The sequence below is a fragment of the Brevundimonas lutea genome, from assembly GCF_003704105.1.
Lineage (GTDB): Bacteria > Pseudomonadota > Alphaproteobacteria > Caulobacterales > Caulobacteraceae > Brevundimonas > Brevundimonas lutea.
The window spans coordinates 359,905-386,556 of sequence record NZ_QUOQ01000004.1 but is presented as its reverse complement, the minus strand read 5'-3'; the positions used below and the strand labels follow the sequence as shown (position 1 = coordinate 386,556).

General features: G+C 68.5%; 25 protein-coding genes and 1 tRNA gene. 9 read left to right on the top strand and 17 right to left on the bottom strand.

The window, feature by feature from the left end:
• Positions 1 to 2: 2 nt before the first annotated feature.
• From EES48_RS09165 to EES48_RS09155, 3 genes are read right to left on the bottom strand one after another with little or no spacing between them, the layout of a single operon-like run.
• Positions 3 to 1,442, bottom strand: coding sequence for a hypothetical protein (locus EES48_RS09165; protein ID WP_122466072.1), 1,440 nt, complete (start codon positions 1,440 to 1,442; stop codon positions 3 to 5).
• Positions 1,411 to 2,475, bottom strand: coding sequence for a type II secretion system minor pseudopilin (locus tag EES48_RS09160; protein WP_122466071.1), 1,065 nt, complete (start codon positions 2,473 to 2,475; stop codon positions 1,411 to 1,413). Before EES48_RS09160 ends, EES48_RS09165 begins: the two co-directional genes overlap by 32 nt.
• The gene (locus EES48_RS09155) at positions 2,472 to 3,131 is read right to left on the bottom strand and encodes a type II secretion system protein (protein WP_122466070.1); all 660 of its coding nucleotides are present in this window, start codon (positions 3,129 to 3,131) and stop codon (positions 2,472 to 2,474) included. The genes EES48_RS09160 and EES48_RS09155 overlap by 4 nt, the downstream gene beginning before the upstream one ends.
• Before the next feature lie 81 nt (positions 3,132 to 3,212).
• On the opposite strand from EES48_RS09155, the gene EES48_RS09150 reads away from it, so the two are divergent.
• Together EES48_RS09150 and EES48_RS09145 are read left to right on the top strand one after the other, a co-directional pair.
• A complete protein-coding gene (locus EES48_RS09150; RefSeq protein ID WP_122466069.1) occupies positions 3,213 to 4,034 on the top strand; it encodes a sulfotransferase family protein in 822 nt (273 codons plus the stop codon).
• A gap of 55 nt (positions 4,035 to 4,089) precedes the next feature.
• A complete protein-coding gene (locus EES48_RS09145; protein WP_122466068.1) occupies positions 4,090 to 4,887 on the top strand; it encodes a cell wall hydrolase in 798 nt (265 codons plus the stop codon).
• Between the two features lie 109 nt (positions 4,888 to 4,996).
• Here the strand turns inward: EES48_RS09145 and EES48_RS09140 are convergent, their stop codons facing one another.
• Positions 4,997 to 6,898: a glycosyltransferase family 2 protein gene (locus EES48_RS09140; RefSeq protein ID WP_122466067.1), complete on the bottom strand. Its 1,902-nt coding sequence runs from the start codon at positions 6,896 to 6,898 to the stop codon at positions 4,997 to 4,999.
• 108 nt (positions 6,899 to 7,006) lie between these two features.
• Here EES48_RS09140 and EES48_RS09135 point away from each other — a divergent pair, with 108 nt between their 5' ends.
• A complete protein-coding gene (locus tag EES48_RS09135) occupies positions 7,007 to 7,198 on the top strand; it encodes a hypothetical protein (RefSeq protein WP_122466066.1) in 192 nt (63 codons plus the stop codon).
• Here the strand turns inward: EES48_RS09135 and EES48_RS09130 are convergent.
• Positions 7,195 to 7,869 (bottom strand): bifunctional 4-hydroxy-2-oxoglutarate aldolase/2-dehydro-3-deoxy-phosphogluconate aldolase, encoded by a 675-nt coding sequence (locus EES48_RS09130; protein WP_122466065.1) that lies wholly within the window; start codon positions 7,867 to 7,869, stop codon positions 7,195 to 7,197. The genes EES48_RS09135 and EES48_RS09130 overlap by 4 nt on opposite strands.
• A gap of 48 nt (positions 7,870 to 7,917) precedes the next feature.
• Entirely contained in the window at positions 7,918 to 8,694 is a 777-nt protein-coding gene (locus EES48_RS09125) for an alpha/beta hydrolase (RefSeq protein ID WP_240623293.1), read from the bottom strand.
• 66 nt (positions 8,695 to 8,760) lie between these two features.
• Between EES48_RS09125 and EES48_RS09120 the strand changes: the two genes are divergently transcribed.
• From EES48_RS09120 to metG, 3 genes are read left to right on the top strand one after another with little or no spacing between them, the layout of a single operon-like run.
• Positions 8,761 to 9,018 (top strand): Lrp/AsnC ligand binding domain-containing protein, encoded by a 258-nt coding sequence (locus tag EES48_RS09120; RefSeq protein ID WP_122466063.1) that lies wholly within the window; start codon positions 8,761 to 8,763, stop codon positions 9,016 to 9,018.
• A 60-nt stretch (positions 9,019 to 9,078) separates the two neighbouring features.
• Positions 9,079 to 10,458 (top strand): glutathione-disulfide reductase, encoded by a 1,380-nt coding sequence (gene gor / locus EES48_RS09115; RefSeq protein WP_122466062.1) that lies wholly within the window; start codon positions 9,079 to 9,081, stop codon positions 10,456 to 10,458.
• Positions 10,459 to 10,512: 54 nt separating this feature from the next.
• Positions 10,513 to 12,213 (top strand): methionine--tRNA ligase, encoded by a 1,701-nt coding sequence (gene metG / locus EES48_RS09110; RefSeq protein WP_122466061.1) that lies wholly within the window; start codon positions 10,513 to 10,515, stop codon positions 12,211 to 12,213.
• Here the strand turns inward: metG and EES48_RS09105 are convergent.
• Positions 12,210 to 12,563: an Hpt domain-containing protein gene (locus tag EES48_RS09105; RefSeq protein ID WP_122466060.1), complete on the bottom strand. Its 354-nt coding sequence runs from the start codon at positions 12,561 to 12,563 to the stop codon at positions 12,210 to 12,212. The genes metG and EES48_RS09105 overlap by 4 nt on opposite strands.
• 140 nt (positions 12,564 to 12,703) lie before the next feature.
• Between EES48_RS09105 and EES48_RS09100 the strand changes: the two genes are divergently transcribed.
• Positions 12,704 to 12,779 (top strand) — tRNA-Lys (locus EES48_RS09100).
• A gap of 110 nt (positions 12,780 to 12,889) precedes the next feature.
• Positions 12,890 to 14,149, top strand: a complete 1,260-nt coding sequence (locus tag EES48_RS09095; RefSeq protein WP_122466228.1) for a multidrug effflux MFS transporter — start codon at positions 12,890 to 12,892, stop codon at positions 14,147 to 14,149.
• Here EES48_RS09095 and EES48_RS09090 read toward each other — a convergent pair.
• Genes EES48_RS09090 through EES48_RS09080 form a run of 3 tightly spaced genes read right to left on the bottom strand, consistent with a single transcriptional unit; the run spans position 14,132 to position 19,222 of the window.
• Positions 14,132 to 14,590 (bottom strand): putative signal transducing protein, encoded by a 459-nt coding sequence (locus EES48_RS09090; RefSeq protein WP_122466059.1) that lies wholly within the window; start codon positions 14,588 to 14,590, stop codon positions 14,132 to 14,134. The two genes, EES48_RS09095 and EES48_RS09090, sit on opposite strands and share 18 nt — an antisense overlap.
• Positions 14,591 to 14,611: 21 nt before the next feature.
• Positions 14,612 to 16,165: a 2-oxoglutarate dehydrogenase complex dihydrolipoyllysine-residue succinyltransferase gene (gene odhB / locus EES48_RS09085; protein WP_122466058.1), complete on the bottom strand. Its 1,554-nt coding sequence runs from the start codon at positions 16,163 to 16,165 to the stop codon at positions 14,612 to 14,614.
• 51 nt (positions 16,166 to 16,216) lie between these two features.
• Complete coding sequence (locus tag EES48_RS09080; RefSeq protein WP_122466057.1) at positions 16,217 to 19,222, bottom strand: 2-oxoglutarate dehydrogenase E1 component; 3,006 nt, start codon at positions 19,220 to 19,222, stop codon at positions 16,217 to 16,219.
• 261 nt (positions 19,223 to 19,483) lie between these two features.
• On the opposite strand from EES48_RS09080, the gene EES48_RS09075 reads away from it, so the two are divergent.
• Positions 19,484 to 20,203 carry a hypothetical protein gene (locus EES48_RS09075; RefSeq protein WP_122466056.1) on the top strand — a complete coding sequence of 240 codons (720 nt, stop codon included), beginning with the start codon at positions 19,484 to 19,486 and terminating at the stop codon, positions 20,201 to 20,203.
• 7 nt (positions 20,204 to 20,210) lie between these two features.
• Here EES48_RS09075 and sucD read toward each other — a convergent pair whose 3' ends face one another.
• The 7 genes from sucD to EES48_RS09040 all read right to left on the bottom strand — a co-directional run bounded on the left by sucD (position 20,211) and on the right by EES48_RS09040 (position 26,622).
• Positions 20,211 to 21,113: a succinate--CoA ligase subunit alpha gene (gene sucD, locus EES48_RS09070; RefSeq protein ID WP_122466055.1), complete on the bottom strand. Its 903-nt coding sequence runs from the start codon at positions 21,111 to 21,113 to the stop codon at positions 20,211 to 20,213.
• A 60-nt stretch (positions 21,114 to 21,173) separates the two neighbouring features.
• The gene (gene sucC, locus EES48_RS09065; protein WP_122466054.1) at positions 21,174 to 22,364 is read right to left on the bottom strand and encodes an ADP-forming succinate--CoA ligase subunit beta; all 1,191 of its coding nucleotides are present in this window, start codon (positions 22,362 to 22,364) and stop codon (positions 21,174 to 21,176) included.
• A 96-nt stretch (positions 22,365 to 22,460) separates the two neighbouring features.
• Positions 22,461 to 24,239, bottom strand: coding sequence for an SLC13 family permease (locus EES48_RS09060; protein WP_122466053.1), 1,779 nt, complete (start codon positions 24,237 to 24,239; stop codon positions 22,461 to 22,463).
• A gap of 86 nt (positions 24,240 to 24,325) precedes the next feature.
• Positions 24,326 to 24,802 carry a Fur family transcriptional regulator gene (locus tag EES48_RS09055; protein WP_122466052.1) on the bottom strand — a complete coding sequence of 159 codons (477 nt, stop codon included), beginning with the start codon at positions 24,800 to 24,802 and terminating at the stop codon, positions 24,326 to 24,328.
• 50 nt (positions 24,803 to 24,852) lie between these two features.
• Complete coding sequence (locus tag EES48_RS09050) at positions 24,853 to 25,713, bottom strand: HAD family hydrolase (protein WP_122466051.1); 861 nt, start codon at positions 25,711 to 25,713, stop codon at positions 24,853 to 24,855.
• A gap of 44 nt (positions 25,714 to 25,757) precedes the next feature.
• Complete coding sequence (locus EES48_RS09045) at positions 25,758 to 26,141, bottom strand: hypothetical protein (protein ID WP_122466050.1); 384 nt, start codon at positions 26,139 to 26,141, stop codon at positions 25,758 to 25,760.
• A gap of 76 nt (positions 26,142 to 26,217) precedes the next feature.
• Positions 26,218 to 26,622: a host attachment family protein gene (locus tag EES48_RS09040; protein WP_122466049.1), complete on the bottom strand. Its 405-nt coding sequence runs from the start codon at positions 26,620 to 26,622 to the stop codon at positions 26,218 to 26,220.
• Positions 26,623 to 26,652: the final 30 nt, after the last annotated feature.

Genomic DNA, 26,652 nt, shown 5'->3' with positions numbered 1-26,652 from the left:
GGTCAGTTGCCGCGGTAGCCAGCCTTACGCGCCGCTTCCAGGACCGAGGCGGGTATGTCTCCCCCAGGCTGCCGGGTCACGGTCGCGGTGTCGTCGTCGCCATCCTCTACCGTCGGCTGGGCCGGCGCCGGGCGAGGGCGCGCCGGCTGAGCGGCCGGTCTCTGGGCCGTTGGGCGGGGCTGGGCCTGCGCCGGCGACGCTGCGGTTCCGGCCGTTGCGCGCGCTCTCTGGCCGTCGGTCTGGGCCATTTCCCGCATCATGCGCTGCTGCTCGAAGATCGACAGGCTGGAGGAGTCCGACGCCGACTGCCCGACGGAGCCAGAGGAGCCTGTCAGGGGGGTCGTTTCGGCGGCGGCGACCAGCGACGACGCCGGACCTGAGGGGATCGACACCGGCGCGTCGGGCGGGGGTGGAGTCATCTCGAAGATCACCGCCGAGCGATTGGCTCCGGTCGAGACCTGGACATCGGTGAACCCTCCGGAGGCCGCGAACTGGCCGGCCAGCTCCGGAGCGATCGACAGGGCCGAGTAGGGCAGCTCCAGCCGCACGCGCGTGGCGTCGGCGCTGAAACTCTGCGGCGGAACGCCATAGAGCTGGAGCACCCCGATGGCGATGGCGAGGCTGGCGCTGGGATCGGGCCGATCCAGCAGGCTGGAGAAACTGTCCAGTCGCGCCAGTTGGCTGCGCAGCCGCGCCACCTGCCCCGCGTCCTGGCTGGCGGACAGCACCGCGGTCTCGGCCTCGGCCCGATCGGTCAGGGTGTCCAGCCGCCAGGCCTGCCCGGCGAAGAAGGCGCCCATCCCCAGCGACAGCGCGATCGCAAACGCCACGGCCGGCCGGACCCAGCTGTCCGGACCGGCCGACCGCGCGCCGATGGCCAGCAGTTCGGGTGTCGCGACGGCGGGGAGGCTTTGCGCCGCCGGAGCGTGCTCCGGGGCGTCCTCGCCCGGGTCGACCGCCGTGCGGGTGAAGTTCGACCAGGCCGCGTCGTCGAACGCGGCTGGACGCCAGGCGGAGGCGACCAGTCGGCCGGCGTCCCAGCGCTGCGCCTCATAGCCACTCTCGAGCCGCACCTGACGCCATCCGGATCCGGCGGGCTGGCTCAGCGTTTCGGGCACGGTGGCGGGCAGGCCCCGGCTGAAGCGCGCGCCCAGCAGGCCGTCCACCTGATCGGCGTCCCACCACCACAGGCCAAAGCCTCCAGGGCAGGGGATCATGACGAAGCCGGACCGATCGAACGGCGCGTTCGATCGGCCATACACCCGAGCCGCCTGACGCGCCGCGCGGCCGGTGGCGGGCGAGGCGAAGCGTTCGAACACGCATAGACGGCGATCGATCAGCGCCACAGGCGGCAGCAGGGGCGTCGAGCCCTCGGCGACCGTGGTCAGGCCACCGTCGGCGCTCAGGCGCTCAAGGCGCGGCGACAGGAAACGGTTCAGCATCGGCAGGCTCGGTTCGCCGCTCGGCGGCGGTCATGGGCGTGAAGCTGCGGTCCTCGACCCACACCGGCTTTTCCCGGTCGGACGGCGAGACGGTGATCCGCGAGCGGTAGGCGATCCCCCGCCGCCGGTCCAGCGCCTTGAGCGCCACGCGGCCGGTCGGGAAGGTGGTCGAGACTTCATAGGACGAGGTGTCGGGCACGCCGGCGACGGCGGCGAACTCCGCGAAGGTGGTGAACGGGCCGGCGGCGCGTCGTTCGGCGGCGGCCACGGCCTGCTCGGGCGCGGCCCCGAACAGAATGACCATGGCCTCTGGGGTCATGGTGTTGATGTTGAAGGCGAAGGTGGTCGGATCGGCGGTCAGGTGGTCGCGCAGGGCGCGGAACCGGCCCCGCTCAACGGCCTCGTGAAAGCCGAGCAGGCCGGAAATTTCCTCCACGCGTGAAAGGCCCCCGTTTTGCGGCCGCCCGGCTCCCTCCCGCGCATAATCGTCGATTTCGGCGCCGGAGGGCTGACGGAAATCATCGACATCGAGGTAGTCGGTCAGACGATCGGCGAACCGCGCGGCCTCGCTCTGCGACAGGCCCAGGACTTCGAACAAGCGCCGCGCCTGGATCGGGTCGAGGGTGTTCAGGTTGGCCAGACCGCCGCCGTCCTGGACCTCAACCGTCAGGGCCGTGCCCGGGATCGGGCCATCGGGAAGAAGATAGGGCCGACCATCCAGACGCAGCTCGGCGGTCGCCAAGCCCAGCTCTCCCACCCCGGTCCCGTAGGTTTCGTCCAGGCTCGCGCGGCGGCGCCCGATGGCGATAGCCTGTTCCGACAGAGGCTCGGTCGACATCAGCCACGCGACCTCGGCTTCGGCGGTCAGGGCGGCCTCGCGGAACCGGATGTCCTCGCGGGCCGCGCGGGCCTCCTCGGTCAGGCTGTCCAGCGACAGGATGACGACCAGAAACACCAGGGTCACCACCGCCACGACGGTCAACACCGCCGGCATGACGAACCCGTGGCGTCGGCGGGCGGATCGGCGCGTCATGACAGGTTGAACTGTTCGCGGACGTAGTAGTTGGCGGGGCGGCCCGAACTGGCCATGCCCAAAACATCCACCTCGCCCGTCTCGTCCGTCAGGCGCACCCACAGCTTCTGCTCGGTCATGACCAGGACGTCCTCGCCGGTCGCGACCGGGAGTTCGATGTCGTTGGTCCAGCCCGTCAGCCAGGTCTGGGCATCGAATGAGACGGAGAAAGTCATGGCCTCGTCCGACGTCAGCAAAATCACCGCGTCGTCCGACCCCGCGCGCGAACACGCCAGTTGCGACCCGCCGCCTTCGACCGGTTGAATCTCCAGCCTCAGCCCCCGCACCGGCCCGGCCGGCGCGCAGGCCGTTCCTCGCGACAGGACCGCGTCGCCGGTCACGAAGGTCTCGGCCACATAGACCGGCTCCAGACGGTAGGTCGCGGGCACGGCGTTGCCGGGCGCGAGCACCAGACCCTCGATCAGGGCGCGGTAGCTTTCGGTGGACACGGCGTCGTCGGCCGCGGCCAGCGCCGTGCGGCCAAGCCGGAAGCCCGTCTCGGTGGCGCGCGCGCCGATGCCGAAGACGAGCATCATCGCCATGCCCCCGATGGCCAGGACCACCAGCGCCTCGATCAGCGAAAAGCCGGCGCGCGACCGGCGGCGGGCGAAAGGCATTGGCAAAGTCGGGGCCCCGGAAACTCGACCGGACCCTAATGCCTTGGCTTTCGGGCGACAAATGGTCTAGCCGCACGGGTCATGAGCACCGCGCCAGATCCCTTCTTCCAGGTCGCCCTGGGGCGTTCGGGCACCACGGTCGCCATGAAGCTGTTCGCGGCTCATCCCGATGTCGTGGCCCACATGGCTTATCCGCTGGAGCTGCGGGCCTACGCCCTGGCTCTGCATCCAGGTGACGAAGGTCTGATCAACGGCGCCCGTCATTATCGCGACCTCGCGCCCTTCACCGAGGCGGACAGGACTGCGATCGACACGGGGCGCGGACCGGGTGCGGAGGCGGTGCGCGACCTCTACCGCCGCATGGCCGCGAACCAGGGCAAGGGGTCGCCGCTCTACGCCACCGAGAAGTATCCGCCCCGCCTCGACCTCGCCGCCGCCCGCGCCCAGGCGCCGGGGCTGAAGGCGCTCTTTCTGGTGCGCGACCCACGCGACGTGCTCAGCTCCGCCCGCGCCTTCGACGAGAAGCGCGGCTATCGCGGCTTCGTGGAGCGGGAAGGCGACACCGATGAGGCGGTGGTGGAGCGCTACGCCGGCCTCTACGCCCGGCTGCTGGACCTTCACCGCGCCACGCCTGACGGAGCCGTCGTTCGCTACGAGGATTTGATCGCAGACCCGGGGCGGGAGGCGCGGCGGGTTTTCGCATGGCTGGGGCTGGATGCTTCGGACGAGGTCATCGAAGCGGCGGTCGCGGCGGCGACGGCGAAAAAGCCGGGGCGCCATCTGACGGCGGCGTCGGTGCCCGAAACCGTTGGCCGCTGGCGCGAGGCCCTCTCGCCACAGCTGGCCGAGCTTGTCTCTCAGCGGCTTGCGGCCCCGCTTGCCGCCTTCGGCTATCCGGCCTAAGGCGGTTTTGGGGAGCGTGAGGCCCAGCGGGTCTCAACGAGGGAAGCCGCGCGCCATGGGCCGCAGGATCGTCATCGGAACCACCATCGCCGTCGCCGGCCTCGTCGGCGCCGCCATTGGCGCGTCCGGCGTCATGGGGCGGGGCGAGGCCGTGGCCGCTCCGACGGCGGAGCCGGTGGCCGCCGCCCCGATGCCGGTCGCCCAGCCCGAGCCGATCAAACCCGTCGAGGCGCCCAAGGTTTCCCGCGCCGAGGCCCTGGAGGCCAAGCTTCAGGGCTACAGCGCCGAGCGGGCGCAGCGGCTGGCGGACGGCCGCCTGAAGCCGCCCCCGCCGCCGGAGCCGGCGCGCCGCCCCCAGCCGAAGGCCGCCAAGCCCGACGCATCGCGCGGCCCCGACACGGCTCTGCGAACGGTCGCCGGCGCTCCGGCCGGTTTCGTCGGCGGCGACGACCTGCGCTGCATGACCGAGGCCATCTATTATGAGGCGCGCTCCGAATCCGAGGCCGGCCAGCGCGCCGTCGCTCAGGTGATCCTCAACCGCCTGTCGGACCCGACCTATCCCCAGAGCGTCTGCGGCGTGGTCTATGAGCACAAGCCCGGGGCCCGCACCTGCCAGTTCAGCTTCACCTGCGACGGCTCGATAAACCGTGGCGTTGTGGACCAGGCATCATGGAACCGCGCCCAACGCCTGGCCGAAGAGGCGTTGTCCGGCAAGGCGCGAGCCGACACCGTGGCCACCCACTATCACACGGACTATGTCGCGCCGCGCTGGGCGCGGGCCTTCCAGGAAGTCGCCCGCATCGGCGCCCACATCTTCTACGACGGCCGCGGCGACCGCGATCCGAAGTCCTGATCTCCGCGTCCCCGGCGAAGGCCGGGGCCCAGGGCCGCGAGCGCCGACCCCTCATTAAAAGTTCGAGCAGGCCCTTCTAGGCCCCGGCTTTTGCCGGGAGACGGGTGAATCAGTCGACCGCCATGCCATCCGGCGCCGGGAACGGTCGCGGTCCGGGCTCGCCGGTCAGCTTCAGATCGCCACGATCGACCTGAGCGCGCCGCCACTGCAATCCGGCGTAACGATAGGCCGAACGCGGCGGCGAATAGTGCTCGTCGTTCTGAGCGCCGGAGCCGGACCGAGTCAGCGAGCCGGCGTGCAGCAGTCCCAGGGTCAGCGGTTGCCTCAGCTGCGCCAAACGCTCCGGCCCGAAGTGATCCAGCGCCCGACGCCAGTGATCCAGGTCGCCGTCGATCCGCACCCGGTCATAGACGCCAACCCCATCCAGCACCTCACGTCGGCGGTAGAAGGGTGAGCCCGGGTTGATGTGGGTCCAGCCGCCCGAGGTGCGGCGGATGAACGGCATGCCCTCGGCATCGATCCGCAGCCAGTTCGACCGCGTGGCCACCAGCGTCGGGTCGGCCTCCATCACCGCCACATGGCGTTCGATCCGACGCGGGTGGGCCCAGTCGTCGCCGTCGTGACAGACCCAGTAGTCTCCGGTCGCCCGCTCCAGCGCGCGAGTCTTAGAGACATAGGTGCCAAGGTTGCGGTCGTTGGCGATGACGGTGATGCGCGGGTCGCGCTCGGCGGCCGCCCTGAGCATCGCCAGGGTGCCGTCGGTCGACAGGTCGTCGACGGCCAGAACTTCAAGATTTGCGTGGGTCTGATCCAGCAGCGATGTCAGCGCATAGGACAGCGTCGGTTCGGCGTTGAACACCGTGATGATGACGCTGACCAGCGGCCCCTCGCGTCGTCGCTCCAGGCCATGCACGGCCAAGCGGTCGAAGCGTAGCGGCCGGCCGTCGTCGGCCACCGGATTTTCCAGCCCGAACCCGTCGAAATAGGCGGCGAAGGCGCGGGCATAGTCGCGCCATCGCCCCTGGGTCCAGGCGACCGAGGCCGCCGCCATGGTCAGCTCGATCGTCGGCCGGGTCTTCAGCGCGGCGTGACGCGTCAGGTGCGTTTCCAGATGGGCCTTGGCCTTGTCAGGGTCGTCTCGGAGCAGGGGGAGAAAGACGTGCAGCCCCTCGGCATTGCTGGACTCGGCGGGCGAATAGGCGATGCGCCGCGCCAGTCGCAGACCGCGCTCTGGGTCGCTGCGCCACACTGCGTTGAGCAGCCGCTGGGGATTGGCCGGGGGAGGGGGATCGGTCGCCGGCACCCAGCGCGCGATCGCGTGGGCGTCTTCCAGCATAAGGGCGGCGCGCGCCGCCAGCCCCTGAATTTCGCCGCGCCGGGTGGCGAGTTCGGGAGCCGCGATCAACGTCTCCGCAAGAGCAAGCGGCTCAGCATAGGCCTGCATCCGGAACCAGAGGCGAAAATCCAGATAGTCGCGGACCGGTCCCGTGGGCAGGGCCCGCCACAGCCTTTCCAGGTTCGGCACGTCGGCGATCCGGATCAGGGCGTCGATCCGCGCCAAAAGCGACTCCGGCTCCTCATCCGCGATCAGAGCGGCCGGGTTTTCCGGAGTCTCGTGTCGTCGTCGCGCCCGCGCGACGCCGGTGCGATAGGCCGTCTCGCCGGCTGTCGGCTTGAAAGCCCCGATCGCCGGCGCGCCGGACACAGCGGCCAGTCGAGACCACGCTTCGTGCGCGTCGTCCGGTCGATCGGCAGCCTCGGCCGCCTGACCCTTGAGGATCAGCGCCCACCGGTTGCCCGGCTCGGCCTCCAACGCCCGGTCGGCCAGGGATGCCGCCGCATCCGCTTCTCCTGCCGCCAGCTTCAGCCGCCCCAATCGGATTGCGGCCACCGCATGGGCAGGCTCGCGCGCCAGCACCGCCTCCAACGTCGCGATAGCCGCACCGGCATCGCTGTTGGCCCGGCGCTCGGCTTCGGCAAGCAGCGATGTGATCGACGCATCGGTCCCCATCTCCGCCCTATCGCCCGACGGCGAACGCCTGTCGACCGCAACGAGGGATGATGCGCGTTAAGCGTGTCCGTTGCCGCGCCGTTAATCGCCGGGGAGCACTCTCGCGACATGGACACGGATCCCCTCCAGTCCCCTGCGGGTCGCGCGACCACCGACGCCGCGCCCGACGCCGGTCTGAGCCGCGAGGTTCAGGCGCGGGAAGCCGAGATCTCGACCCCCAACACGGTCTCGGCTTCTCGCCCGGTGGGCTGGCTGTCGGACACAGGGTCCGGAGGCGATCGCCTTGGAGCCTGGATCTAGCCCTTGCGGAATGCCGCCACCGCCTCGACCGCCTGACGCACCGACGCCTCGATCCCTGCCCAGTCGCCGGCCTTGACCGCCTTGTCGGTAATCAGTTTCGAGCCCATGCCTGCCGCCACGATGCCGGCCCCAAACCATCTGGCGATCGAGGCCGCGTCCGGATCGACTCCGCCGGTCGGCATGATCTTGGCCCAGGGCATCGGCCCCATCACCGCCTTGACGAAGTCGGGCCCGCCGACCGACGCGCCCGGGAACAGCTTGACCAGGTCGCATCCCAGCTCGTGCGCCTGGCCGATCTCGCTGACCGAGCCGCAGCCGGGGAAATAGGGGACAAGGCGCCGGTTGCAGACCTTGGCCACCTCGGGAACGAGGCACGGGCTGACTACGAATCGGGCCGCCCGGTTCAGATAGAGCGACGCCGTGCCCGCCTCGACCACAGAGCCGATGCCCAGGATGATGTCCGGGTCCGTGCGCGACAGCTCGCGCGCCACCTCACCGAACAGGTCGCAGGCGAAGTCGCCACGGTTGGTGAATTCGATCGCCCTGGCCCCGCCCTTCGCCGCCGCCCGGATCACGTTCAGGCAGACCTCGGGGTCGGCGTGATAGAAGACCGGAACGACCCCCTGGCTCTCCAGGGCGGTCAGGATGCTGGCGCGGTCGTGATGGGGCATACGAGGTTCCTAGCGCAGCAAGGCGCGGTCGTCATCTAGCCCGCGGGTTCAGGCGCCCGCCATCTCCACTAAGCGGCGCAACAGGGGGCTGTCGGCGTCGCCCAGCGGATCGAGCACGCTGAAATGGTCCGCGCCCGCCATGGACTCGAATCGCGTCGTCGCTCCGAGTCCCGCCCATCGGTCGGCCATGTCGCGGCTCTGGCGCAGGAATTCGCGGCTTTCCTCGGCCCCGACCCAGCAGTCGAGGACCGCGCCGGCCGGCGGCGTTCGCGCCGAAGCCGACAGGTCGCGCGCGGTCTCCCGGTCCAGGCACAGCGCAGCATTCAGTGATGTCGAGACCAGCGGCTCCAGCTCGAACACGCCCGAGATCGCCAGCGCCGACCGCGCCTGCATGTCGGCCACCAGCCAGGCCGCCATATGTCCTCCGGCGGAATGCCCGACGACGACCGGCGTCTGGCCCGTCTCCGCCCGTAGCGCCGCAGCCATGGCGCCGATCCCGCGCAGGATGGCGTCCAGCGGACAGTCCGGCGCGAGATCGTAACTCGGGATCGCCACGTTCAGTCCGTGCGCCATCAGCGGCGGCGCCACCCAGCTGAAATCCTCGCGACCCAGCGCCTGCCAGTAGCCGCCATGCAGGAACACGACCCAGGGCCGGTCCGGCCCGACGTCGAACAGGTCGATCACCCCGCGCTCGGACGCGCCATAGGGACGGGGGCGTGGCGGATGGGCGCCGCGCGCCGCTTCGGCGTCACGCCTCCAGCGGGCGATCACCGCCGGATGGCCGGGCACGCGGGCGCGGTTGTTGTATTCGGCCTCGAGATCCATGCGCGCCCTTACCCGTCCCGTCGGCATCGGCTAAGCACGGCCGACGCCACGCCGGGAGCCGCCGCCATGATGACCGCCATCTTCGTCTTCATCAAATGCGAGCTGGGCCACGCCAACGACGTGGCCGCCGACATCGTGGACAATGTCGAGAACGTCTCGGAAGTCTATTCCACCTCGGGCCAGTACGACCTGCTGGCCAAGTTCAATCTGTCCAAGGACGCCGACATCGGAACCTTCGTCACCAAGGTGGTCCAGACGCGGCCCCACATCCGCGACACTTTCACCGTCATCACCTTCTCGCCCTTCCTGCCCAGCGGCGGCTGACGTTGCCCCGACGGGGCGAGCCGCCTAACTGAGGCCCTCGCTTCAGGAAGGACCGCCCGCGTGAGCCAGTACGACTACGACCTCTTCGTCATCGGCGCGGGCTCTGGCGGGGTGCGGGCGTCGCGGCTGACGGCGCTGGGCGGCAAGCGGGTCGCCATCGCCGAGGAGCACCGGGTGGGCGGCACCTGCGTGATCCGGGGCTGCGTGCCCAAGAAGTTCATGGTGATGGCCAGTGACTTCACGCACCAGTTCGAGATCGCGCGCGGCTATGGCTGGGACGTTCAGGCGACCTTTGACTGGAAGACCTTTCTGGAGGCCAAGGACGTGGAGATCGCCCGGCTGTCGGGGCTGTACGCCGCGAACCTGGGCAAGGCGGGGGTCGAGCTTTTCCACGGCCGCGCGGTGCTGAAGGACGCGCATACGGTGGAGATCGTCGGCAAGAAGACGGTGACGGCGGAGCGAATCCTGATCGCCACCGGCGGCCGGCCGTGGGTTCCCGAAGACCTGCCAGGGATTGAGCATGCGATTACGTCCGAAGAAGCCTTCCACCTGCCGGAGTTGCCCAAGCGGATCCTGATCGCGGGCGGCGGCTATATCGCGGTGGAGTTCGCGGGGATCTTCGCGGGGCTGGGGGTGGAGACGACCCTGATCTATCGCGGGCCGAACATTCTGCGCGGCTTTGACGACGACGTGCGGGCGCATCTGGCGGGCGAGATCGAAAAGCGCGGCATCAAGGTCATTCTGGGCTGCCAGCACGAGAGCCTGGAGAAGACGGCGACGGGGATTCTGAACAAGCTGGAGAACGGCCACCAGATCGAGACCGACGTGGTGATGTTCGCCACAGGCCGGGTTCCCCATGTGAAGGGTCTCGGGCTGGAGACGGCGGGCGTGCGGCTGGACGACAATGGCGCGGTCTGCGTCGACGAGTTCTCGCGCACCAGCGTCGACAACATCTGGGCCATCGGCGACGTCACCGACCGTATGAACCTGACGCCGGTGGCGATCCGCGAGGCGGTGGCGTTCCACGAGACGGTCTATCGCGATACCCCGCAGCACTTCGACTACGAGGCGGTGGCGACGGCGGTGTTCAGCCAGCCGCCGGTGGGGGTGGTCGGCCTGACCGAAGCCGAGGCGCGCCACAGCTGTGCAAAGGGGGTGGACGTCTATCTGACCCGGTTCCGGCCGATGAAATACGCCTTTACCGGCTCGGACGAGCGGATGCTGATGAAGCTGGTGGTGGATGCCGACACCCAGCGGGTGGTGGGCGTCCATATCGTCGGGCCCGAGGCTCCGGAGATGATCCAGCTGGCGGCGATCGCGGTGAAGGCCGGCCTGACCAAGGCCCAGTTCGACGCCACCTGCGCGGTGCATCCGACGGCGGCCGAGGAGCTGGTCACCCTGAAGGAGAAGCAGTCGCCGCAGAACATGGCGGCGGGCTAGGTCGCGGCGGCCATTCCGCCTATATCGACCGCTTCCCGAAGCTGAAGCGTTTCCATGTCCCGCATCCTGATCACCTCGGCCCTGCCCTATATCAACGGCGTCAAGCACCTGGGCAATCTGGCGGGGTCGATGCTGCCGGCCGATGTCTGGGCGCGGTTCAAGCGAGCGCAGGGCCACGACGTCCTCTACATCTGCGCCACCGACGAGCACGGCACCCCGGCCGAGCTGGCCGCCGCGGCGGCGGGCCAGGACGTCAAGACCTACTGCGACGAGCAGCACGAGGTGCAGCGCCGCGCCGGGGCCGACTTCAACCTCAGCTATGACTGGTTCGGGCGGTCGTCGTCGCCGCAAAACCGGCGGCTGACCCAGCATTTCGCGCGTGTGCTTGAGGACAACGGCTTCATCGAGGAGCGGGTCGACCGGATGATCTATTCGGTCGACGACGGCCGCTTCCTGCCCGACCGCTATGTCGAAGGGACCTGCCCGCACTGTGGTCACGTCGGCGCGCGGGGCGATCAGTGCGACAGCTGCGGGCGGCTGCTGGACCCCACCGATCTGATCGAGCCCTATTCTGCGGTGTCGGGGTCGCGGAACCTGGAGGTGCGGGACACGCGGCACCTGTATCTGCTCCAGACCAAGCTGGCCGACGACATCCGCGCGTGGGTGGACTCAAAGGCCGACTGGCAGCCGCTGGCCAAGGCCATCGCCAACAAACATCTGGACGAGGGGCTGATCGACCGGGGCATCACGCGCGACCTGAAGTGGGGCGTGCCGGTGGTGGGGCCCGACGGCGGGCCGCGCCCGGGGCTGGAGGGCAAGGTCTTCTACGTCTGGTTCGACGCGCCGATCGAATACATCGCCGCCACCGAGGAGTGGGCGGAAGCGACCGGCGCATCCTGGCGCGACTGGTGGCGGACGGACGAGGGCGCGGATCAGGTCCGCTATGTCCAGTTCATGGGCAAGGACAATGTCGCCTTTCACACCGTCAGCTTCCCCGCTACGATCATCGGCTCGGGCGAGCCGTGGAAGACGGTGGACCAGCTGAAGGCCTTCAACTGGCTGAACTGGTACGGCGGCAAGTTCTCGACCAGCCAGAAGCGCGGCGTGTTCATGGATCAGGCGCTGGAGGTCGCGCCGGCCGATGTGTGGCGCTGGCACCTGACGGCCTATGGGCCGGAGCATTCCGACGCCGCCTTCACCTGGGAGCAGTTCCAGTCGACGACCAACAAGGATCTGGCCGATGTGCTGGGCAATTTCGTCAACCGGATCGTCAAGTTCACCGAATCCAAGTTCGACGGCGTCGTGCCGGAGGGCGGAGAGCCGGGGCCGCTGGAGGCGGCGCTTCAGGCAGATATCCGGGCCGGGATCGCCGAGGCCAAGGCCCAGTTCGAGGCCATGGAGTTCCGAAAGGCCTGCCAGGCCCTGCGCGCCGTCTGGGTGCGGGGCAATGAGTATCTGCAGGAGGCGGCGCCCTGGACCGCGCTGAAGACCGACCGCGAGGCGGCGGCCGTGGGCGTGCGCACCGGCCTGAACCTGGTCGCCCTGTTCGCCCGGCTGGCCGCCCCCGTCATGCCCGAGACGGCGGCGCGGATCGCCGCGACCGTAGGGGCGGAGGACCTGAGCTGGCCCGAGGCCGGGGCCGTATCGCTGGACGCCCTGCCGAAGGGTCAGACAGTGTCGGCGCCGAGCGTGTTGTTCGCCAAGATCGAGGACGCCCAGGTGGCGGAGTGGGCGGAGCGGTTCGGCGGGGCCTAGCCTCGCAGACCGCGCAACATGAGTTCGTGGCGGTAGGCGGCAACGTCCGCCAGGGCGCGATCCAGTTCCAGCCGAACCCGCTCCAGCGCCGAGTGATGCGCCGGCGGTTCGGCCGCCTCGGCTGCCGCGCCCGCCTCGGCCAAGGCGGCGGCGCCGATGCCGGCCGCCGCGCCGCGCAGGGTGTGAGCGGCGTCGCGCCATCCCTCGCCGTCGGGATCGAGCAGGGCCGCCCACATCCGGGACTGCTCCACGAACAGGCCCAGCACTTCCTCACCAACCTCGCCGTCGCCGGCGGTCATCCGTTCCAGCACCCCGAAATCGACCGCACCCGACAAGTCTCGCCTCGCCATCCGCCCCTCCCGATCCGACCGCGACCATAGGCCGCCGTCCGGAAAAGTCAGCCATCTTCGCCAATCGCTTGCGCAACCGGGCGCAAGTCAGTATGTGGAGCGCCCTTCGGACGGCCCGCCGCCCGAAGCGCCGATGGATCGGGTGATTAGCTCAGTTGGTAGAGCAGCTGACTCTTAATCAGCGGGTCGTAGGTTCGAACCCTACATCACCCACCATCGTCCTCCCCTGAATTCGAGCCGAGATGTTCGCGCCCAAGTCGCGTCTCCGCGACAATTCCGCGCGCCTGGGCCTTCCTTTCGCAGATGCGAACCCCCTTATGCATCGGATGACAGCCGTGAGCACGACCCCGCCGCCCGCCGATCGCGTGCTCGGCTTCAAGGAACTGGTGGCCCTCGTGGCCATGCTGATGGCGCTGAATGCGCTGGCGATCGATTCCATGCTTCCCGCGCTCCCGGCCATCGGGGATGCGCTGGGCGTGGTTCAGGACAACAGCCGCCAGTGGGTGGTCACCGCCTATCTGCTCGGCTTCGGCGGCGCCCAGCTATTCTACGGCCCCTTGGCCGATCGCTTCGGACGGCGACCGCTGCTGTTCGTCGGCGTCGGTCTCTATGTGCTGTTCAGCTTTCTCGCCGCCATGGCGACCTCCTTCGAGACGCTCTTGATCGCGCGGGTGCTTCAAGGCGTGGGCGCGGCCTCGACCCGGGTGCTGGCGGTGGCCATCGTGCGCGACTGCTATGGCGGCCGGCGCATGGCCCAGGTCATGAGCCTGGCCTTCCTGGTGTTTCTGGGCGTGCCGGTCATCGCGCCGTCCCTGGGCGCCGCCATCGTCGCCTTCGGGCCGTGGCGGGCGATTTTCGCGGTGCTGGGCGTTTGGGGCGCGGCGGTGCTGATCTGGGCGATGGTCCGTCTGCCCGAGACGCTGAAGCCTGAGGATCGGCTGCCGATCCGGTTTGGACGGCTGATGGCCGCCTATCGCCAGACCCTGACCACGCGGGTGGCGGTCGGCTACATGCTGGGATCGACCATGCTGATGGGCTGTCTGTTCGGCTTCATCAATTCCAGCCAGCAGATCTTCGCCGACGTGTTCCGGCAGGAGGCGCTGTTTCCCATCATCTTCGCTGTCATCGCCTCGGGCATCGCGGCGGCCAGTCTGATCAACGCCAAGCTGGTCGAGCGGCTGGGCACCCGCCTGCTGTCGCACACCGCCCTGATCGGCTTCACTGTGTTGTCGGCGATCCACCTGATCCTGACGCTGACGGGGTTCGAGAACATCGTCACCTTCACCGTCATGCAGACCCTGGTGATGTTCTGCTTCGGCTTCGTCGCGGGGAATTTCGGAGCCATGGCGATGGAGCCGCTGGGCCATATCGCGGGCACCGCCTCGTCGGTCCAGGGCACGGTGTCCTCGGTGATCGGCGCCCTGACCGGCTTCTACATCGGCCAGCATTTCGATGGCTCGGTCACACCCATGGCGCTCGGCTTCACCGTGTGCGGCGCGATCGCCATCGGCATCGTGCTGTGGGCCGAGGGCGGGCGGCTGTTTCGCTCTCGGGATCTGCCGTCTTCGTCACCCGAACAGGGCTGAGAATCGGGCCGCCAGGCCGAAGATCACGAGCCCTGCCAGCGTCGCCAGCATAATCAGCACTAGAACCACTCCCGTCGTCCGCACCCAGTTCTTCGAGACGGGGCGGCGACTGACGCCATAGGCCCCCTCGGGCATGGTCACGGCCATGGCCACCGCCAGGGGGCGCGGCACGGCCGGGCCGTCGTTGTCGAAGGCGTCCTCGGGGGGCAAGGGCGTGGCGAACTCGCCGGCCTCTGCCCGGGCTAGCAGATCGCGCGCCTCGGCTTCGTCTCGCGAGGGAACGCTCAGCCGCACGCCGCCGAGCGCCCGCATCAACAGGGGATCGATAGAGGTCAGCACCCCATCCGCCAGGCTGGGCTCCAGTCCCGCATCGCGCAGAAAGCTCTCGGCCATCCGCGCGGCGGGCAGGTCGTCGTAGCGGGCGATGACGATCAGGGTCATGCCGCTCGTCGCATCATCGGCCTAGAGGTCCAGCAGGAAGCGCTGCGGGTCCTCCAGTGCGTCCTTGATCCGCACCAGGAAGGTCACCGCCTCCTTGCCGTCGACGATGCGGTGATCATAGCTGAGGGCCAGATACATCATCGGCCGGATCTCGACCTTGCCGTCGATGGCGACGGGGCGCTGGACAATGTTGTGCATGCCCAGGATGCCCGACTGCGGCATGTTCAGGATCGGCGTCGACATCAGCGAGCCATAGACGCCGCCGTTGGTGATGGTGAAGGTGCCGCCCTGCAGCTGATCCAGCGTCAGGTCGCCGTCTCGGGCCGCGCGGCCCAGGTCGCCGATGCCCTTTTCAATGGCCGCCAGCGACAGCTGGTCGGCGTCGCGCAGCACCGGCACCACAAGGCCCTTCTCGGTGCCGACGGCCACGCCGATGTCGTAGTGGTTCTTGTAGATGATGTCCGTGCCGTCGATCTCGGCGTTGACGGCCGGGATTTCGTGCAGCGCGTTGACCACCGCCTTCACGAAGAAGCTCATGAAGCCCAGCTTCACGCCGTGCCGCTTCTCGAAGGCGTCCTTGTACTGGCTGCGCAGGGCCATGACCGCCGACATGTCCACCTCGTTGAAGGTGGTCAGCTGGGCGGCCGAGTTCTGGCTCTCCTTGAGGCGACGGGCGATGGTCTGGCGCAGGCGGGTCATCTTGACCCGCTCTTCCCGCGGACCGGTCTCGCGCGGTGCGGCGGCCGCTTGAGGCGCGGGGGCCGGAGCCGCCTTGGGCGCCGAGGCGGCGGCCACGGCGTCTGCCTTGGTGATGTTGCCCTTGGGCCCGGTGGCTTCAATGGCCTTGGGATCGAGATTGTTCTCCGTCACCACGCGTTGCACCGCTGGCGACAGATGCGGGTCGTCGGACGACTTCACCTGGGCCGAGCCCGCATTGGCCGACTTGCCTTCGGGAGCGGAGGCGGCCGGGGCGGCGCCGGAGCCTGACACCTTGCCGATCACCTGGCCCGGTTTGACCGTGGCGCCGTCGGGCGCGCCGATCTCGGTCAGCACGCCGTCGGCGGGCGAGGCGACCTCGACCGCGACCTTGTCGGTCTCGATCTCGACCAGCAGCTCGTCCTTCTTCACCGCGTCGCCGGCCTTCTTGAGCCACGTGCCGATCGTGCCCTCGGCCACGCTCTCGCCCATGGTCGGCACGGCGATGGAGATGGCGTCACCGCCGCCGCTCGCGGCCTGGTTCTTCGGCGCATCGGCCTTCGGGGCGTTGGCCTTGGGTGATTCAGGCTTGGCCTCAGCCTTGGCCTCCGTCTTCGGCGCCTCGGTCTTGCCAGCGCCGGCCGCGCCTTCGGTGACGCTGCCCAGCACGGCGCCGGGGGTGACGGTGTCGCCCTCGGCGGCCTTGATCTCTCCCAGCACGCCGTCGGCGGGCGACGCGACCTCCAGCGAGACCTTGTCTGTCTCCAGCTCGACCAGAATTTCGTCCTTCTTCACCGCATCGCCCGGCTTTTTGGACCATTTGGCGATGGTGGCCTCGGTCACCGATTCTCCGAGGGTAGGGGTCAGGATGTCGGCCATGGTCGGGTCCGGGTCTTTCTGGTCGGGCGTGGGCGCGTCAGGCTTCGCTTATCAGGCGAAGGCGTCGGTTAGGAAGGCGTCGAGTTCTTTCAGGTGTCGGCTCATCTGGCCGGCGGCGGTCGAGGCCGAGGCCGGACGGCCGACATAGCGGGCGCGCTTGGCCTTGATGTCCAGCTTCTCCAGCGTCAGTTCCAGCCACGGATCGACGAAGGTCCAGCCGCCCATGTTCTTGGGCTCTTCCTGGCACCAGACCAGCTCTGCCTTGGGGAAGCGGGCCAGTTCGGTCAACAGCGACTTCATCGGCCACGGATAGAACTGCTCCAGCCGCATCAGATAGACGTCGTCGACCGGCTTGCCGGCCTGAGCGTCCTTCTCCCGGCGCTCCAGCAGGTCGTAATAGACCTTGCCCGAGCACAGGACGACGCGGCGGATGTCCTTGTCCGCCTTGATCGTCACGCCGGCCATCTCGGGCCGGGTCTGGGCGTCGTCGTGCAGCACGCGGTGGAAGGTCGAGCCCTCGGCCAGATCGGCCAGGGACGACACCGCCTTCTTGTGACGCAGCAGCGACTTGGGCGTCATCAGGATCAGCGGCTTCCTGAACGGCCGGTGCATCTGGCGGCGCAGGATGTGGAAATAGTTGGCCGGCGTCGTGCAGTTGGCGACCTGCATATTGTCCTCGGCGCAGGCCTGCAGGAACCGCTCCAGTCGGGCCGAGGAGTGCTCCGGCCCCTGGCCCTCGTAGCCGTGGGGCAGCAGCATGGTCAGGCCGCACATGCGCAGCCACTTGCGTTCGCCGGACGAGATGAACTGGTCGATCACCACCTGGGCGCCGTTCACGAAGTCGCCGAACTGCGCCTCCCACATGACCAGGGTGTTGGGGTCGCTGAGGGCGTAGCCGTACTCGAACCCCAGCACCGCCTCCTCGGACAGGCAGGAATCGATCACCTCAAAGTGGGCCTGGCCGTCGCGAAGATGGTTCAGCGGCACGTAGCGCGCCTCTGTGGTCTGATCGACGATGGCCGAATGGCGCTGGCTGAAGGTGCCGCGCTGGCTGTCCTGGCCGGACAGACGCACCGGGAAGCCCTCGTCCAGCAGACCGGCGAAAGCCAGGCTTTCGGCCGTGGCCCAGTCCAGGTTCTCGCCGCTCTCGATCGCGGCGCGGCGGCCGTCCAGCACCCGCTTCAGGGTCTTGTGCACGTCCACAGAATTGGGCGGCGTGGTCAGACGCGCGCCATAGCCCTTGAGCGTTTCCAGCGGAATGCCGGTCTCGCCCCGGCGCTCGTCGCCGTCGGCCAGGCCGATGCCGGTCCACTGACCGTCCAGCCAGTCGGCCTTCTTGGCCTCGAAGTCCTTCCCGGCGTCGAACTCGGCGTCCAGGAACTGTTCGAATTTCGACACCTCGGCGTCCACGCCGGCCTGGTCGATGACGCCGTCGTCGATCAGACGCTGGGCGTAAATCTCGCGGGTCGAGGGCAGGGCGCGGATCTTGGCGTACATCACCGGCTGGGTGAAGGTCGGGTCGTCGCCCTCGTTGTGGCCGAAGCGGCGGTAGCAGAACATGTCCACCACCACGTCCTTGTTGAACTTCTGGCGGTATTCGGCGGCCACCTTGGCGGCGAACACCACCGCTTCGGGATCGTCGCCGTTGACGTGGAAGATCGGCGCCTGAACCATCAGCGCCACGTCCGACGGATAGGGGCTGGACCGGCTGTTCCGGGGCGAGGTGGTGAAGCCGATCTGATTGTTGACCACGAAGTGGATGGTCCCGCCGGTGCGGTAGCCCTTCAGCCCCATCAGGGCGAAGCACTCGGCCACCACGCCCTGGCCGGCGAAGGCCGCGTCGCCGTGGATCAGCAGGGGCAGCACCTTGGTGCGGTCCAGCGCCCATTCCGCCTCGGCCTTGCCCTGGTTCGCGTCGCGAATGTCGAAGGCCTGTTTCGCCCGCGCCTTGCCCAGCACCACCGGGTTGACGATCTCGAGGTGCGACGGGTTGGCCGTCAGGCTGAGGTGGACGGTGTTGCCGTCGAACTCGCGGTCCGAACTGGCGCCCATGTGATATTTGACGTCGCCCGAGCCCTCGATGTCCGATGGCACGGTCGAGCCGCCCTGGAACTCGTGGAAGATGGCGCGATAGGGCTTGCCCATCACCGCCGCCAGCACGTTCAGGCGACCCCGGTGGGCCATGCCCAGAACGATCTCGTCGACGCCCAGGGCGCCGCCGCGCTTGATGACCTGCTCCAGGGCGGGGACCATGGCCTCACCGCCGTCCAGGCCGAACCGCTTGGTGCCCGGGAAGCGCTTGTGCAGGAACCGTTCGAAGGTCTCCGCCTCGATCAGCTTGGACAGGATGGCCAGCTTGCCTTCCTTGGTGAAGGCGTTTTCCTGAAACTTGTCCGGCCCCTCGATCCGCTGTTGCAGCCAGGCTTTCTCGTCGGGCTCGGCGATGTGCATGTACTGCACGCCGATATGCCCGCCGTAGGTCCGCTTAAGGATCGCCATCACTTCGCGGATGGTCCCGGTCTGCAGGCCCAACACGCCGTCGAGGTAGATGGGGCGATCGAGGTCGGCGCCCGTGAAGCCGTAGAACTCGGGGGTCAGCTCAGGGTTCTGAACCGGCTGTTCGATGCCCAGGGGGTCCAGGCTGGCCTGCAGGTGACCGCGCACCCGCCAGCCGCGGATCAGCATCAGGGCGCGGATGGAATCGTGCGCCGCCGCCTTGATGTCCTCGGCCGTGGCGCCGGTCGGGGCGCCGCTCTTGGGCGCCGCGCCCTTGGCCTTGGGGTCTGGCTTGGGGGCGGGCCAGCGGCCGTCGAAGGCGGCGGTCTCCTCGGTCGGTTCGGTGGCGACGCCGCGGCCCCAGCCGCCGGCCTGGGCGGCCTGACGGACCTGATCGGCGCCGTCGCGCAGCTGGTCGAAGAACGAGCGCCACTCGTCGGAGACCGAGCTGGGATCAGCGGCCCATTTGGCGTGCAGCTCCTCGATGAAGCCGGCGTTGGCGCCATAGAGGAAGGAGGTCTCGGCGAAGACCTGATTCAGCCGGCCGGCGTCGTCAGCCATGTGTGTCTCATTCATCCCTTCGCCCGCGCGCGCGGCCCGGCCCAGGCGACGGCCCGGATATAGGCATGTTCGGCCCGAACGTCATGGCGGAATGGGGGCGAAGAGGCGATTTTCCGCCGCCGGGGTTGGTTGCGATGAGGAATGAACGCGATCAAGCGCGAGGAGCTCACCAGGATCGGCTCAGTCCATGCGATCGGAGCGACCCGCGTTTCCCGGGAGTGCGTATCATGCTAGTTTCGGCTCCAGCGATGGAGGGCGTGCATGCGATCCTGGACCGCGTCCCTTGGCCTGGTGGCCAGCCTGTGGGCCTCAGCAGCCTTTGCTCAGTCCACCGACCCCCTTCAGAGGTCGGTCGAGGCGATCGCCGAAAGCTTCGAGCGATCCTATCGGGACTGTGGTCTGACGCCGGCCTTTTCCCCCGGCGTCGAGATCAGAACCCACCCCAGCCTCATCTCCTATTCCACCGCCGGGCGAAAGGTGGTGATCAGCCGCTATGACGATCTGCCGTCGGGACTGAAGACGCAGCTGGCGGCCTGGGCGGGGCCGCTGGACCTGCCGGATGGTCCGACGGTGTTCGAAGCCATCTTCCAGCGTTTGGGGACGGCTCATGAAATGGGCCACTGGCAACAGCACCTGTCGCGGCGGTTCTTCACCCTCGACCGCTGGGAATCCGAAGTGGAGGCGAACCGGATCGCCATCGCCTTCTGGTCCGAGCGCCCCCAGGACGCGCCGGATCTGGCGGCGACGGTGGAGGGCTGGCTCGGCGTGATGGGCGCCTTGCCCGACCCCGTTCCCGAGGGCGAGGACCCGCGCGTCTTCCTGCAGGCGAACTACCGCGAGATTGTCGTCGATCCCGCCAAATATGGCTGGTTCCAGGGCGAGTTTCTGCGCGAGGCTTGGGCCCGGCGCGACGAAGCAGACTTCTGCGCCCTGGCCCGTCTCAACGCCTCGGCCCCCATCGAAGCCTTCGCCGAAGACTGATCCGCCGTCAGCCCTTCAGCAGCTCGACCAGGGTCGATCCCAGGCGCGCGGGCGAGGGGGAGACGCGGATGCCCGCTTCTTCCATGGCCGCGATCTTGGATTCGGCGTCGCCCTTGCCGCCCGACACCACGGCGCCGGCGTGGCCCATGGTGCGGCCCTTGGGCGCGGTGCGACCGGCGATGAAGCCGACCACGGGCTTCTTGCGACCCTTCTTGGCCTCGTCGATCAGGAACTGGGCGGCGTCCTCCTCGGCGGCGCCGCCGATCTCGCCGATCATGACGATCGACTGGGTCGCGTCGTCGGCCAGGAACAGCTCCAGCACGTCGATGAATTCGGTGCCCTTGACCGGATCGCCGCCGATACCGACCGCCGTGGTCTGGCCCAGGCCCTCGTTGGTCGTCTGGAACACCGCCTCATAGGTCAGGGTGCCCGAGCGTGAAACGATGCCGACATTGCCCTTCTTGAAGATGGAGCCCGGCATGATGCCGATCTTGCACTCTTCCGGGGTCAGGACGCCGGGGCAGTTGGGGCCCAGCAGCCGCGAGTTCGACCGGTCCAGCCGCGCCTTGACCCGCACCATGTCCAGCACCGGAATGCCCTCGGTTATGCAGGTAATGAAGGGCACCTCGGCGTCGATCGCCTCGATGATGGCGTCGGCCGCGCCGGCCGGCGGCACATAGATCACGCTGGCGTCCGCGCCGGTGGCGTCCCGCGCCTCGGCGACCGAGGCGTAGATCGGCAGGGTCTCGCCCTCCGACCCGTGCCAGTTCTCGCCGCCCTTCTTGGGGTGCGTGCCCGCGACCATCTGGGTGCCGTAGTAACGCAGCGCCTGTTCCGTGTGGAAGGTGCCGGTCTTGCCGGTCAGGCCCTGGACGATGACCTTGGTGTTCTTGTCGACGAGGATGGACATGGGGCGTTCAGTCTCTGGAAAATGTCAGTCAGCGGTGCGGTAGGCAGGTCGAGCCGAGGCTCACCCCACCGCCGCGACGATCTTCTGGGCCGCGTCGTCGAGGTCGTCGGCGGCGGTGATGGCCAGGCCGGATTCGTTCAGGATGCGCTTGCCGGCGTCGACGTTGGTGCCCTCGAGCCGCACGACCAGCGGCACTTCCAGGCCAACTTCCTTGACCGCCGCGACCACGCCCTCGGCGATGACGTCACAGCGCATGATACCGCCGAAGATGTTGACCAGGATGCCCTGGACGTTGGGATCGGCGGTGATGATCTTGAAGGCCGCCGCGACCTTCTCCTTGGAGGCGCCGCCGCCGACATCGCAGAAGTTGGCCGGTTCCTTGCCGTATAGCTTGATGATGTCCATCGTCGCCATGGCCAGGCCGGCGCCGTTGACCATGCAGCCGATGTTGCCGTCCAGGGCGACATAGGCGAGGTCCCATTCCGAGGCCTCGATCTCCTTGGCGTCTTCCTCGGTCTCGTCGCGCAGCTCCTTGATGTCCGGGTGCCGGAACAGGGCGTTGCCGTCGAAGCTGACCTTGGCGTCCAGCACGCGCAGGCGGCCGTTCTCCATGACGATCAGAGGATTGATCTCCAGCATCGACATGTCGGTGTCGAGGAAGGCCTTGTAGAGGATGGGGAACAGCTTGGCGCCGTCCTCGGCGGCCGCGCCGTCCAGCTTCAGCGCCGCATTGATCTCGGCGATGTTGGCCTCGGTGACGCCGGCCTCGGGGTCGATGTCGATGGTCTGGATGCGGTCCGGCGTGTCGTGGGCCACCGCCTCGATGTCCATGCCGCCCTCGGTCGAGACGACATAGCTGACCCGGCCCGTGCCCCGGTCGACCAGCAGCGAGCAGTACAGCTCGCGGTCGATGTCGGCGCCGTCCTCGATGTAGAGGCGGTTGACCTGCTTGCCCGCGTCGCCGGTCTGGGCGGTGACCAGCGTATTGCCCAGCATCTCGCGGGCGTTGGTGACCACGTCCTCGACCGATTTGGCCAGGCGGACGCCGCCCTTGGCCTCGGCGCCCAGCTCCTTGAACTTGCCCTTGCCGCGTCCGCCGGCATGGATCTGGGACTTCACCACATAGAGCGGGCCGGGCAGGGACCTGGCGGCGGCCTCGGCCTCGTCGGCCGAGGTGATGGCCACGCCCTCGGCGACCGGCGCCCCGAAGCCCTTGAGAAGCTGCTTGGCCTGATACTCGTGGATGTTCATGGGGCGCGCCGTGATCTGCGAGGAGGGGAGGTTGGGGGGCTTATAGGAGGCCGTCGGCGCCCACCGCAACCGTGCGGGCCCGGTTCGGCGCGACGATCAGCTTAGGGGCCAGACAGCGAGGATCAGGGGTGGACCGACGATCAGCACCAGCAGGCTCAGCGGCGCCCCCAGACGCGCGTAGTCGCCGAATCGATAGCCGCCCGGCCCCATGACCAGGGTGTTGCACTGATGGCCGATGGGCGTGAGGAAATCGCAGGCCGCGCCGACCGCCACGGCCATCAGGAACGGGTCGGGGTTATAGCCCAACTGGCGCGCCAGGGTGGCCCCGATGGGGGCGAGGATCAGCACCGTCGCGGCATTGTTCAGGAACGGCGTCACCACCATGGCGGCGAACAGCACGCCGGCGATGGCGGCCAGCCCCGGCAGGCCGGTGAACACCCCGCTCAGCCATCCGGCGATCAGGTCCGCCCCGCCGGTTCGCTGGATCGCTTCCGACACGGGGATCAGAGCCGCGATCAGCACCAGCAGGGGACCGTCCAGCGCTCCGTAGGCCTCGCGCATGGTCAGGCCGCCCAGGGCCACGATGATCACCGCCGCGGCGAAAAACGCCACGGCGACCGGGACCAGGCCGAAGCCGACCAGGGTCATGGCCACCGCCAGGATCACCGCCGGCAGGAACCGCCGGCGTCCGGACCCCAGCCGCACCTCGCGCTCGGCCAGAGGCAACAGGTCCAGTGCCTTCAGCGCGTCCGGCAGCCGCTTGGACGCGCCCTGCAGCAGGATGATGTCGCCCGTGGCCAGCCGGGTGGAGCGCAGCGGCCGGGTCAGGGTGTAGCCGCTGCGGCTGACCCCCAGCAGATTGATCTGGTGCTGCGAATAGAGCTCCGACTGACGCGCGGTCTGGCCGGCCAGGCCCGATCGGCGGCCGATCACCGCCTCGACCACCGACACCTCGTCGCGGGCGTCCTCGCCGTTCACGGGGTTTTCGGAGCGGACCAGTTTAAGCTGGGCGCGGCTGACGAAGGCCTCCAGCGCCTGTTGCTCGCCCTCGACCAGCAACACGTCGCCGGCCTTGACCCGGGTATTGCCGTGCGGGTCGGTGGTCTTCTTGCCGCCGCGCAGCCGGGCCAGGATCGTCACCTCGCCGCCGCCGCTCTCATCCAGGGCCGCGACGGTCATGGACCCGGGGGGCCAGTCCTTGGGCGCGCTGACCTCGGTGGCGTAGGCGCTGCTGGCCAGGGCCGAATCCAGGCTGGTCGCGCCCTGGCGATCACGCGGCAACAGGCGGTAGCCGAAAGCGAGGAACACCAGCGCCAGGGCGGTCAGCCCCAGGCCCACGGCGGAATAGTCGAACATGCCGAACGGCTCGCCGACGATCTCGCGGCGCACGTCGGCGACGATGATGTTGGGGGCGGTGCCGACCAGGGTGACCATACCGCCCGCCATGGCCCCGAACGCCATCGGCATCAGCAGCCGCGACGGCGCCGAACCGGTGCGCCGCGCCAGCTGCAGGGCCACCGGCAGCATGATGGCCAGGGCCCCGACGTTCTTGGTCACCATCGAAAGCAGGGTGACGAACACGGTCAGGGCCGGCGTCTGACTTCGTTCCGTCTTGAGCAATGGCAGGACCCGCCTCAGCGCCAGCTCGATCACGCCGGAGCGCGCGAAGGCGGCCGAGACGATCAGGGCGGCGGCGATGATGACGGTGACGTCGCTCTTGAAGCCGTCGAACGCGGCCTCCGCCGGAATGACGCCCACGGCCAGGCCGGCCACCAGGGCCGCCAACGCCACCAGGTCATAGCGGAACCGCCCCCAGATGAAGGCTGCGATCGTCAGGGCGATCAGCCCGAAGGCCAGCCCCTGTTGCAATGTCATGTCGTCAGTCCTGCACCGTGGCGCTCAACGCCGGCCAAGGCCTTTGGGATGCAGGGAAAAATTCGGCGCGCGGGTCGAGCCGGCTGTCAGATCTTGTCGGGGTCCACGCGCGCCGCGTGCCGATGATAGACCAGCCCTTCGCGACGGCCCGGCTCGGGATTTTCCAGCGGCGTGCCGTAGAGCTCCAGCTTGTGGCCGATCAGCTTGAAGCCCAGCCGCTCGGCGATCTCGGTCTTCAGCTTCTCGATCTCGGCGTCGAAGAATTCAATGACCTCGCCCGACTTGGTGTCGATCAGGTGGTCGTGGTGATCGTCGCCGGCCTCTTCATAGCGGCTGCGCCCGTCGCCGAAGTCGTGTTTCTCGACGACGCCCGCCTCTTCGAACAGCCGCACGGTGCGATAGACGGTGGCGATCGAGATGTGCGGGTCGATCGATGAGGCGCGCCGGTACAGCTCCTCGACGTCGGGGTGGTCCTCGGCCTCGGACAGCACGCGCGCGATGACGCGTCGCTGCTCGGTCATGCGCATACCGCGCTCGGCGCAGAGTTTCTCGATCCGGTCCATGGTCGCCAAGGATAGGGCCCTCGTGCTGGGGAGAAAAGCGATAGCGTTTCTCAACTGTCGGCCGGCATGCGGCCCTCGTTGACGGCGATGCGGCCTATCAGACCCTTGACGATCAGGTCCAGCGGCGAGCCTTCGCGATAGTCGGCGGCGGCGACGAAATTGACCCGGTCCTCGGAGATCAGGCCATAGATCTTCTGCTGGTCGCGCTCGGAGTTGCGCGGATCGTAGACGGCGATGGAGAAGCCGCCCTTGGTGTGCATCATCTTCATGGTCGGCACGTCGGTGTCGCCGTCGCCCAGGAAGATCATCCGCTCGAACGGCACCGGTCGGTCTTCGTCGGGGATGAACCGATTGATCTTGTCGTGCTCCCAGTGGTTCAGCACCCCCTTGTTGATGCGGAAAAGATACTGGGTCTTGGTGGTGTAGTTGACCCCCACCGCCGGCCAGATGGCGGTCCCGGCCTCGTCGTAGACGAACTTGGACGCAAAGACGTGGCGGAAGGCGTCGCGGATCGGACAGCCGTCGATCATCTCCTCCAGACCGGCCGAGACGATATAGTGCTCGATCTCCAGGCCGTAGCGGGCGCCGAAGGCGTCCATCCGTTCGAACCAGCCCCTGCCGGTCAGGTCCGACTTCAGCCCGTCGAACAGCTTCACGTCCTGGCCGTGTTCGCGCAGGTCCTTTTTGGTGATCGGCGTGCCGTTTTCGCGCGCCCGATGCAGCATCAGCTGCATGTACATCAGGATGTTGTCGCCGTCGGCCTGTCGCGTCAGCCGGTCGGCCTCGCCCCAGAAGTCGCCGATCCCCATGCCCACCGAGGGGATGAAGGTCACCTCCTGCATGTTGCCGCGCGCGAGGGTGCCGTCGAAATCGTAGATCAGCGCGGTCTTGAGAAGCGAAGCCTTGGCCATGCCGCGCTATGTAGAGCGGCCGGGCCGCGCTGGCGAGAGGCCGATCAGCCGGCCGGAGTGAAGGCGACGTAGCCGCGCTCGATCAGGCGGCGCAGGGCGTCATAGCCCTCGCTCAGTTCTTCATAGGTGCGGCGCAGGGTCGACAGCCTTTGGGCCTGCTCGGCGCCGACTGTCCCGGCGTCCGACATCTTCAGGGTTTCGGCCACCCAGCGGGCCCGAGCCTGGGCGGTGGCGACGGCCAGGCGCTGCACGCGGGCGGCGTCCACCTTGCCGACATGGGCGGCCATGACCTCGCGATTGCAGGCGTAGGCGGTGTAGTCCATCGCCTCCAGCGCGCCGCGGATACGGCGCTGCTCTTCGGGCGTGATGTCGTGGGGCTCGAAGTGGTCGCTGGTCCGGCGCCAGCTGGATGTGGCCGTTGTCGCCATCTGTCGGTCCTCCCGAACCGGCGCGCAATCCGCGAGAGACGAGGCTGCGCGCCGGAGGGTTAACGGGCCGTTCGTGTCAGGCGGCGGCCAGAGCCTTTTCGATCTGGCCGGTCGAGTGGCCGGTCAGATCCTTGGCGAGCTCACCCTTGATCCGCGCTTGGGTTTCCTTGTGGAAATGCCGGCGCAGCTCACCCAGCGTCTTGGGCGCGGCGATGACGATCAGCTCGTCGATCTTGTTGCGCAGCACCTGCTTGTTCAGCAGCTCGGCCGCGCCCGCGGCGAAGGCGTCCTCGTTCTGGGTCTGGTCGTCGGGATTGGCGGCCTTGGAGATGCGTCGCACGCCGGAGCTCATGTTCTCCATATCGACTTCGGGCGTCGCCATTGCGGTCAGGCGCGGCTCATTGGCCTCGCCGCTGTTCTTGAACAGAACCAGCTTTTCGCCGTCGGCCACGGCGATCACGGCGCCCTTCTTGACGATCATGGGGTGTCTCCTTGGAGGGTATTGGGAGAC

Excerpts from the sequence above, each read along its gene's own strand:
- EES48_RS09090 (WP_122466059.1), bottom strand. The coding sequence starts at position 14,590 with ATGACCCTGATCGTCATCGCCCGCTACGACGACCTGCCCGCCGCGCGG.
- EES48_RS09165 (WP_122466072.1), bottom strand. The coding sequence starts at position 1,442 with ATGCTGAACCGTTTCCTGTCGCCGCGCCTTGAGCGCCTGAGCGCCGAC.
- EES48_RS09160 (WP_122466071.1), bottom strand. The coding sequence starts at position 2,475 with ATGACGCGCCGATCCGCCCGCCGACGCCACGGGTTCGTCATGCCGGCG.
- EES48_RS09145 (WP_122466068.1), top strand. The coding sequence starts at position 4,090 with ATGGGCCGCAGGATCGTCATCGGAACCACCATCGCCGTCGCCGGCCTC.
- EES48_RS09080 (WP_122466057.1), bottom strand. The coding sequence starts at position 19,222 with ATGGCTGACGACGCCGGCCGGCTGAATCAGGTCTTCGCCGAGACCTCC.
- EES48_RS09105 (WP_122466060.1), bottom strand. The coding sequence starts at position 12,563 with ATGGCGAGGCGAGACTTGTCGGGTGCGGTCGATTTCGGGGTGCTGGAA.
- EES48_RS09130 (WP_122466065.1), bottom strand. The coding sequence starts at position 7,869 with ATGCCCCATCACGACCGCGCCAGCATCCTGACCGCCCTGGAGAGCCAG.
- EES48_RS09045 (WP_122466050.1), bottom strand. The coding sequence starts at position 26,141 with ATGGCGACAACGGCCACATCCAGCTGGCGCCGGACCAGCGACCACTTC.
- sucC (WP_122466054.1), bottom strand. The coding sequence starts at position 22,364 with ATGAACATCCACGAGTATCAGGCCAAGCAGCTTCTCAAGGGCTTCGGG.
- EES48_RS09040 (WP_122466049.1), bottom strand. The coding sequence starts at position 26,622 with ATGATCGTCAAGAAGGGCGCCGTGATCGCCGTGGCCGACGGCGAAAAG.
- sucD (WP_122466055.1), bottom strand. The coding sequence starts at position 21,113 with ATGTCCATCCTCGTCGACAAGAACACCAAGGTCATCGTCCAGGGCCTG.
- EES48_RS09095 (WP_122466228.1), top strand. The coding sequence starts at position 12,890 with ATGACAGCCGTGAGCACGACCCCGCCGCCCGCCGATCGCGTGCTCGGC.
- EES48_RS09140 (WP_122466067.1), bottom strand. The coding sequence starts at position 6,898 with ATGGGGACCGATGCGTCGATCACATCGCTGCTTGCCGAAGCCGAGCGC.
- EES48_RS09050 (WP_122466051.1), bottom strand. The coding sequence starts at position 25,713 with ATGGCCAAGGCTTCGCTTCTCAAGACCGCGCTGATCTACGATTTCGAC.
- EES48_RS09055 (WP_122466052.1), bottom strand. The coding sequence starts at position 24,802 with ATGGACCGGATCGAGAAACTCTGCGCCGAGCGCGGTATGCGCATGACC.
- odhB (WP_122466058.1), bottom strand. The coding sequence starts at position 16,165 with ATGGCCGACATCCTGACCCCTACCCTCGGAGAATCGGTGACCGAGGCC.
- EES48_RS09135 (WP_122466066.1), top strand. The coding sequence starts at position 7,007 with ATGGACACGGATCCCCTCCAGTCCCCTGCGGGTCGCGCGACCACCGAC.
- metG (WP_122466061.1), top strand. The coding sequence starts at position 10,513 with ATGTCCCGCATCCTGATCACCTCGGCCCTGCCCTATATCAACGGCGTC.
- EES48_RS09075 (WP_122466056.1), top strand. The coding sequence starts at position 19,484 with ATGCGATCCTGGACCGCGTCCCTTGGCCTGGTGGCCAGCCTGTGGGCC.
- EES48_RS09155 (WP_122466070.1), bottom strand. The coding sequence starts at position 3,131 with ATGCCTTTCGCCCGCCGCCGGTCGCGCGCCGGCTTTTCGCTGATCGAG.
- EES48_RS09120 (WP_122466063.1), top strand. The coding sequence starts at position 8,761 with ATGATGACCGCCATCTTCGTCTTCATCAAATGCGAGCTGGGCCACGCC.
- EES48_RS09060 (WP_122466053.1), bottom strand. The coding sequence starts at position 24,239 with ATGACATTGCAACAGGGGCTGGCCTTCGGGCTGATCGCCCTGACGATC.
- EES48_RS09150 (WP_122466069.1), top strand. The coding sequence starts at position 3,213 with ATGAGCACCGCGCCAGATCCCTTCTTCCAGGTCGCCCTGGGGCGTTCG.
- EES48_RS09125 (WP_240623293.1), bottom strand. The coding sequence starts at position 8,694 with ATGGATCTCGAGGCCGAATACAACAACCGCGCCCGCGTGCCCGGCCAT.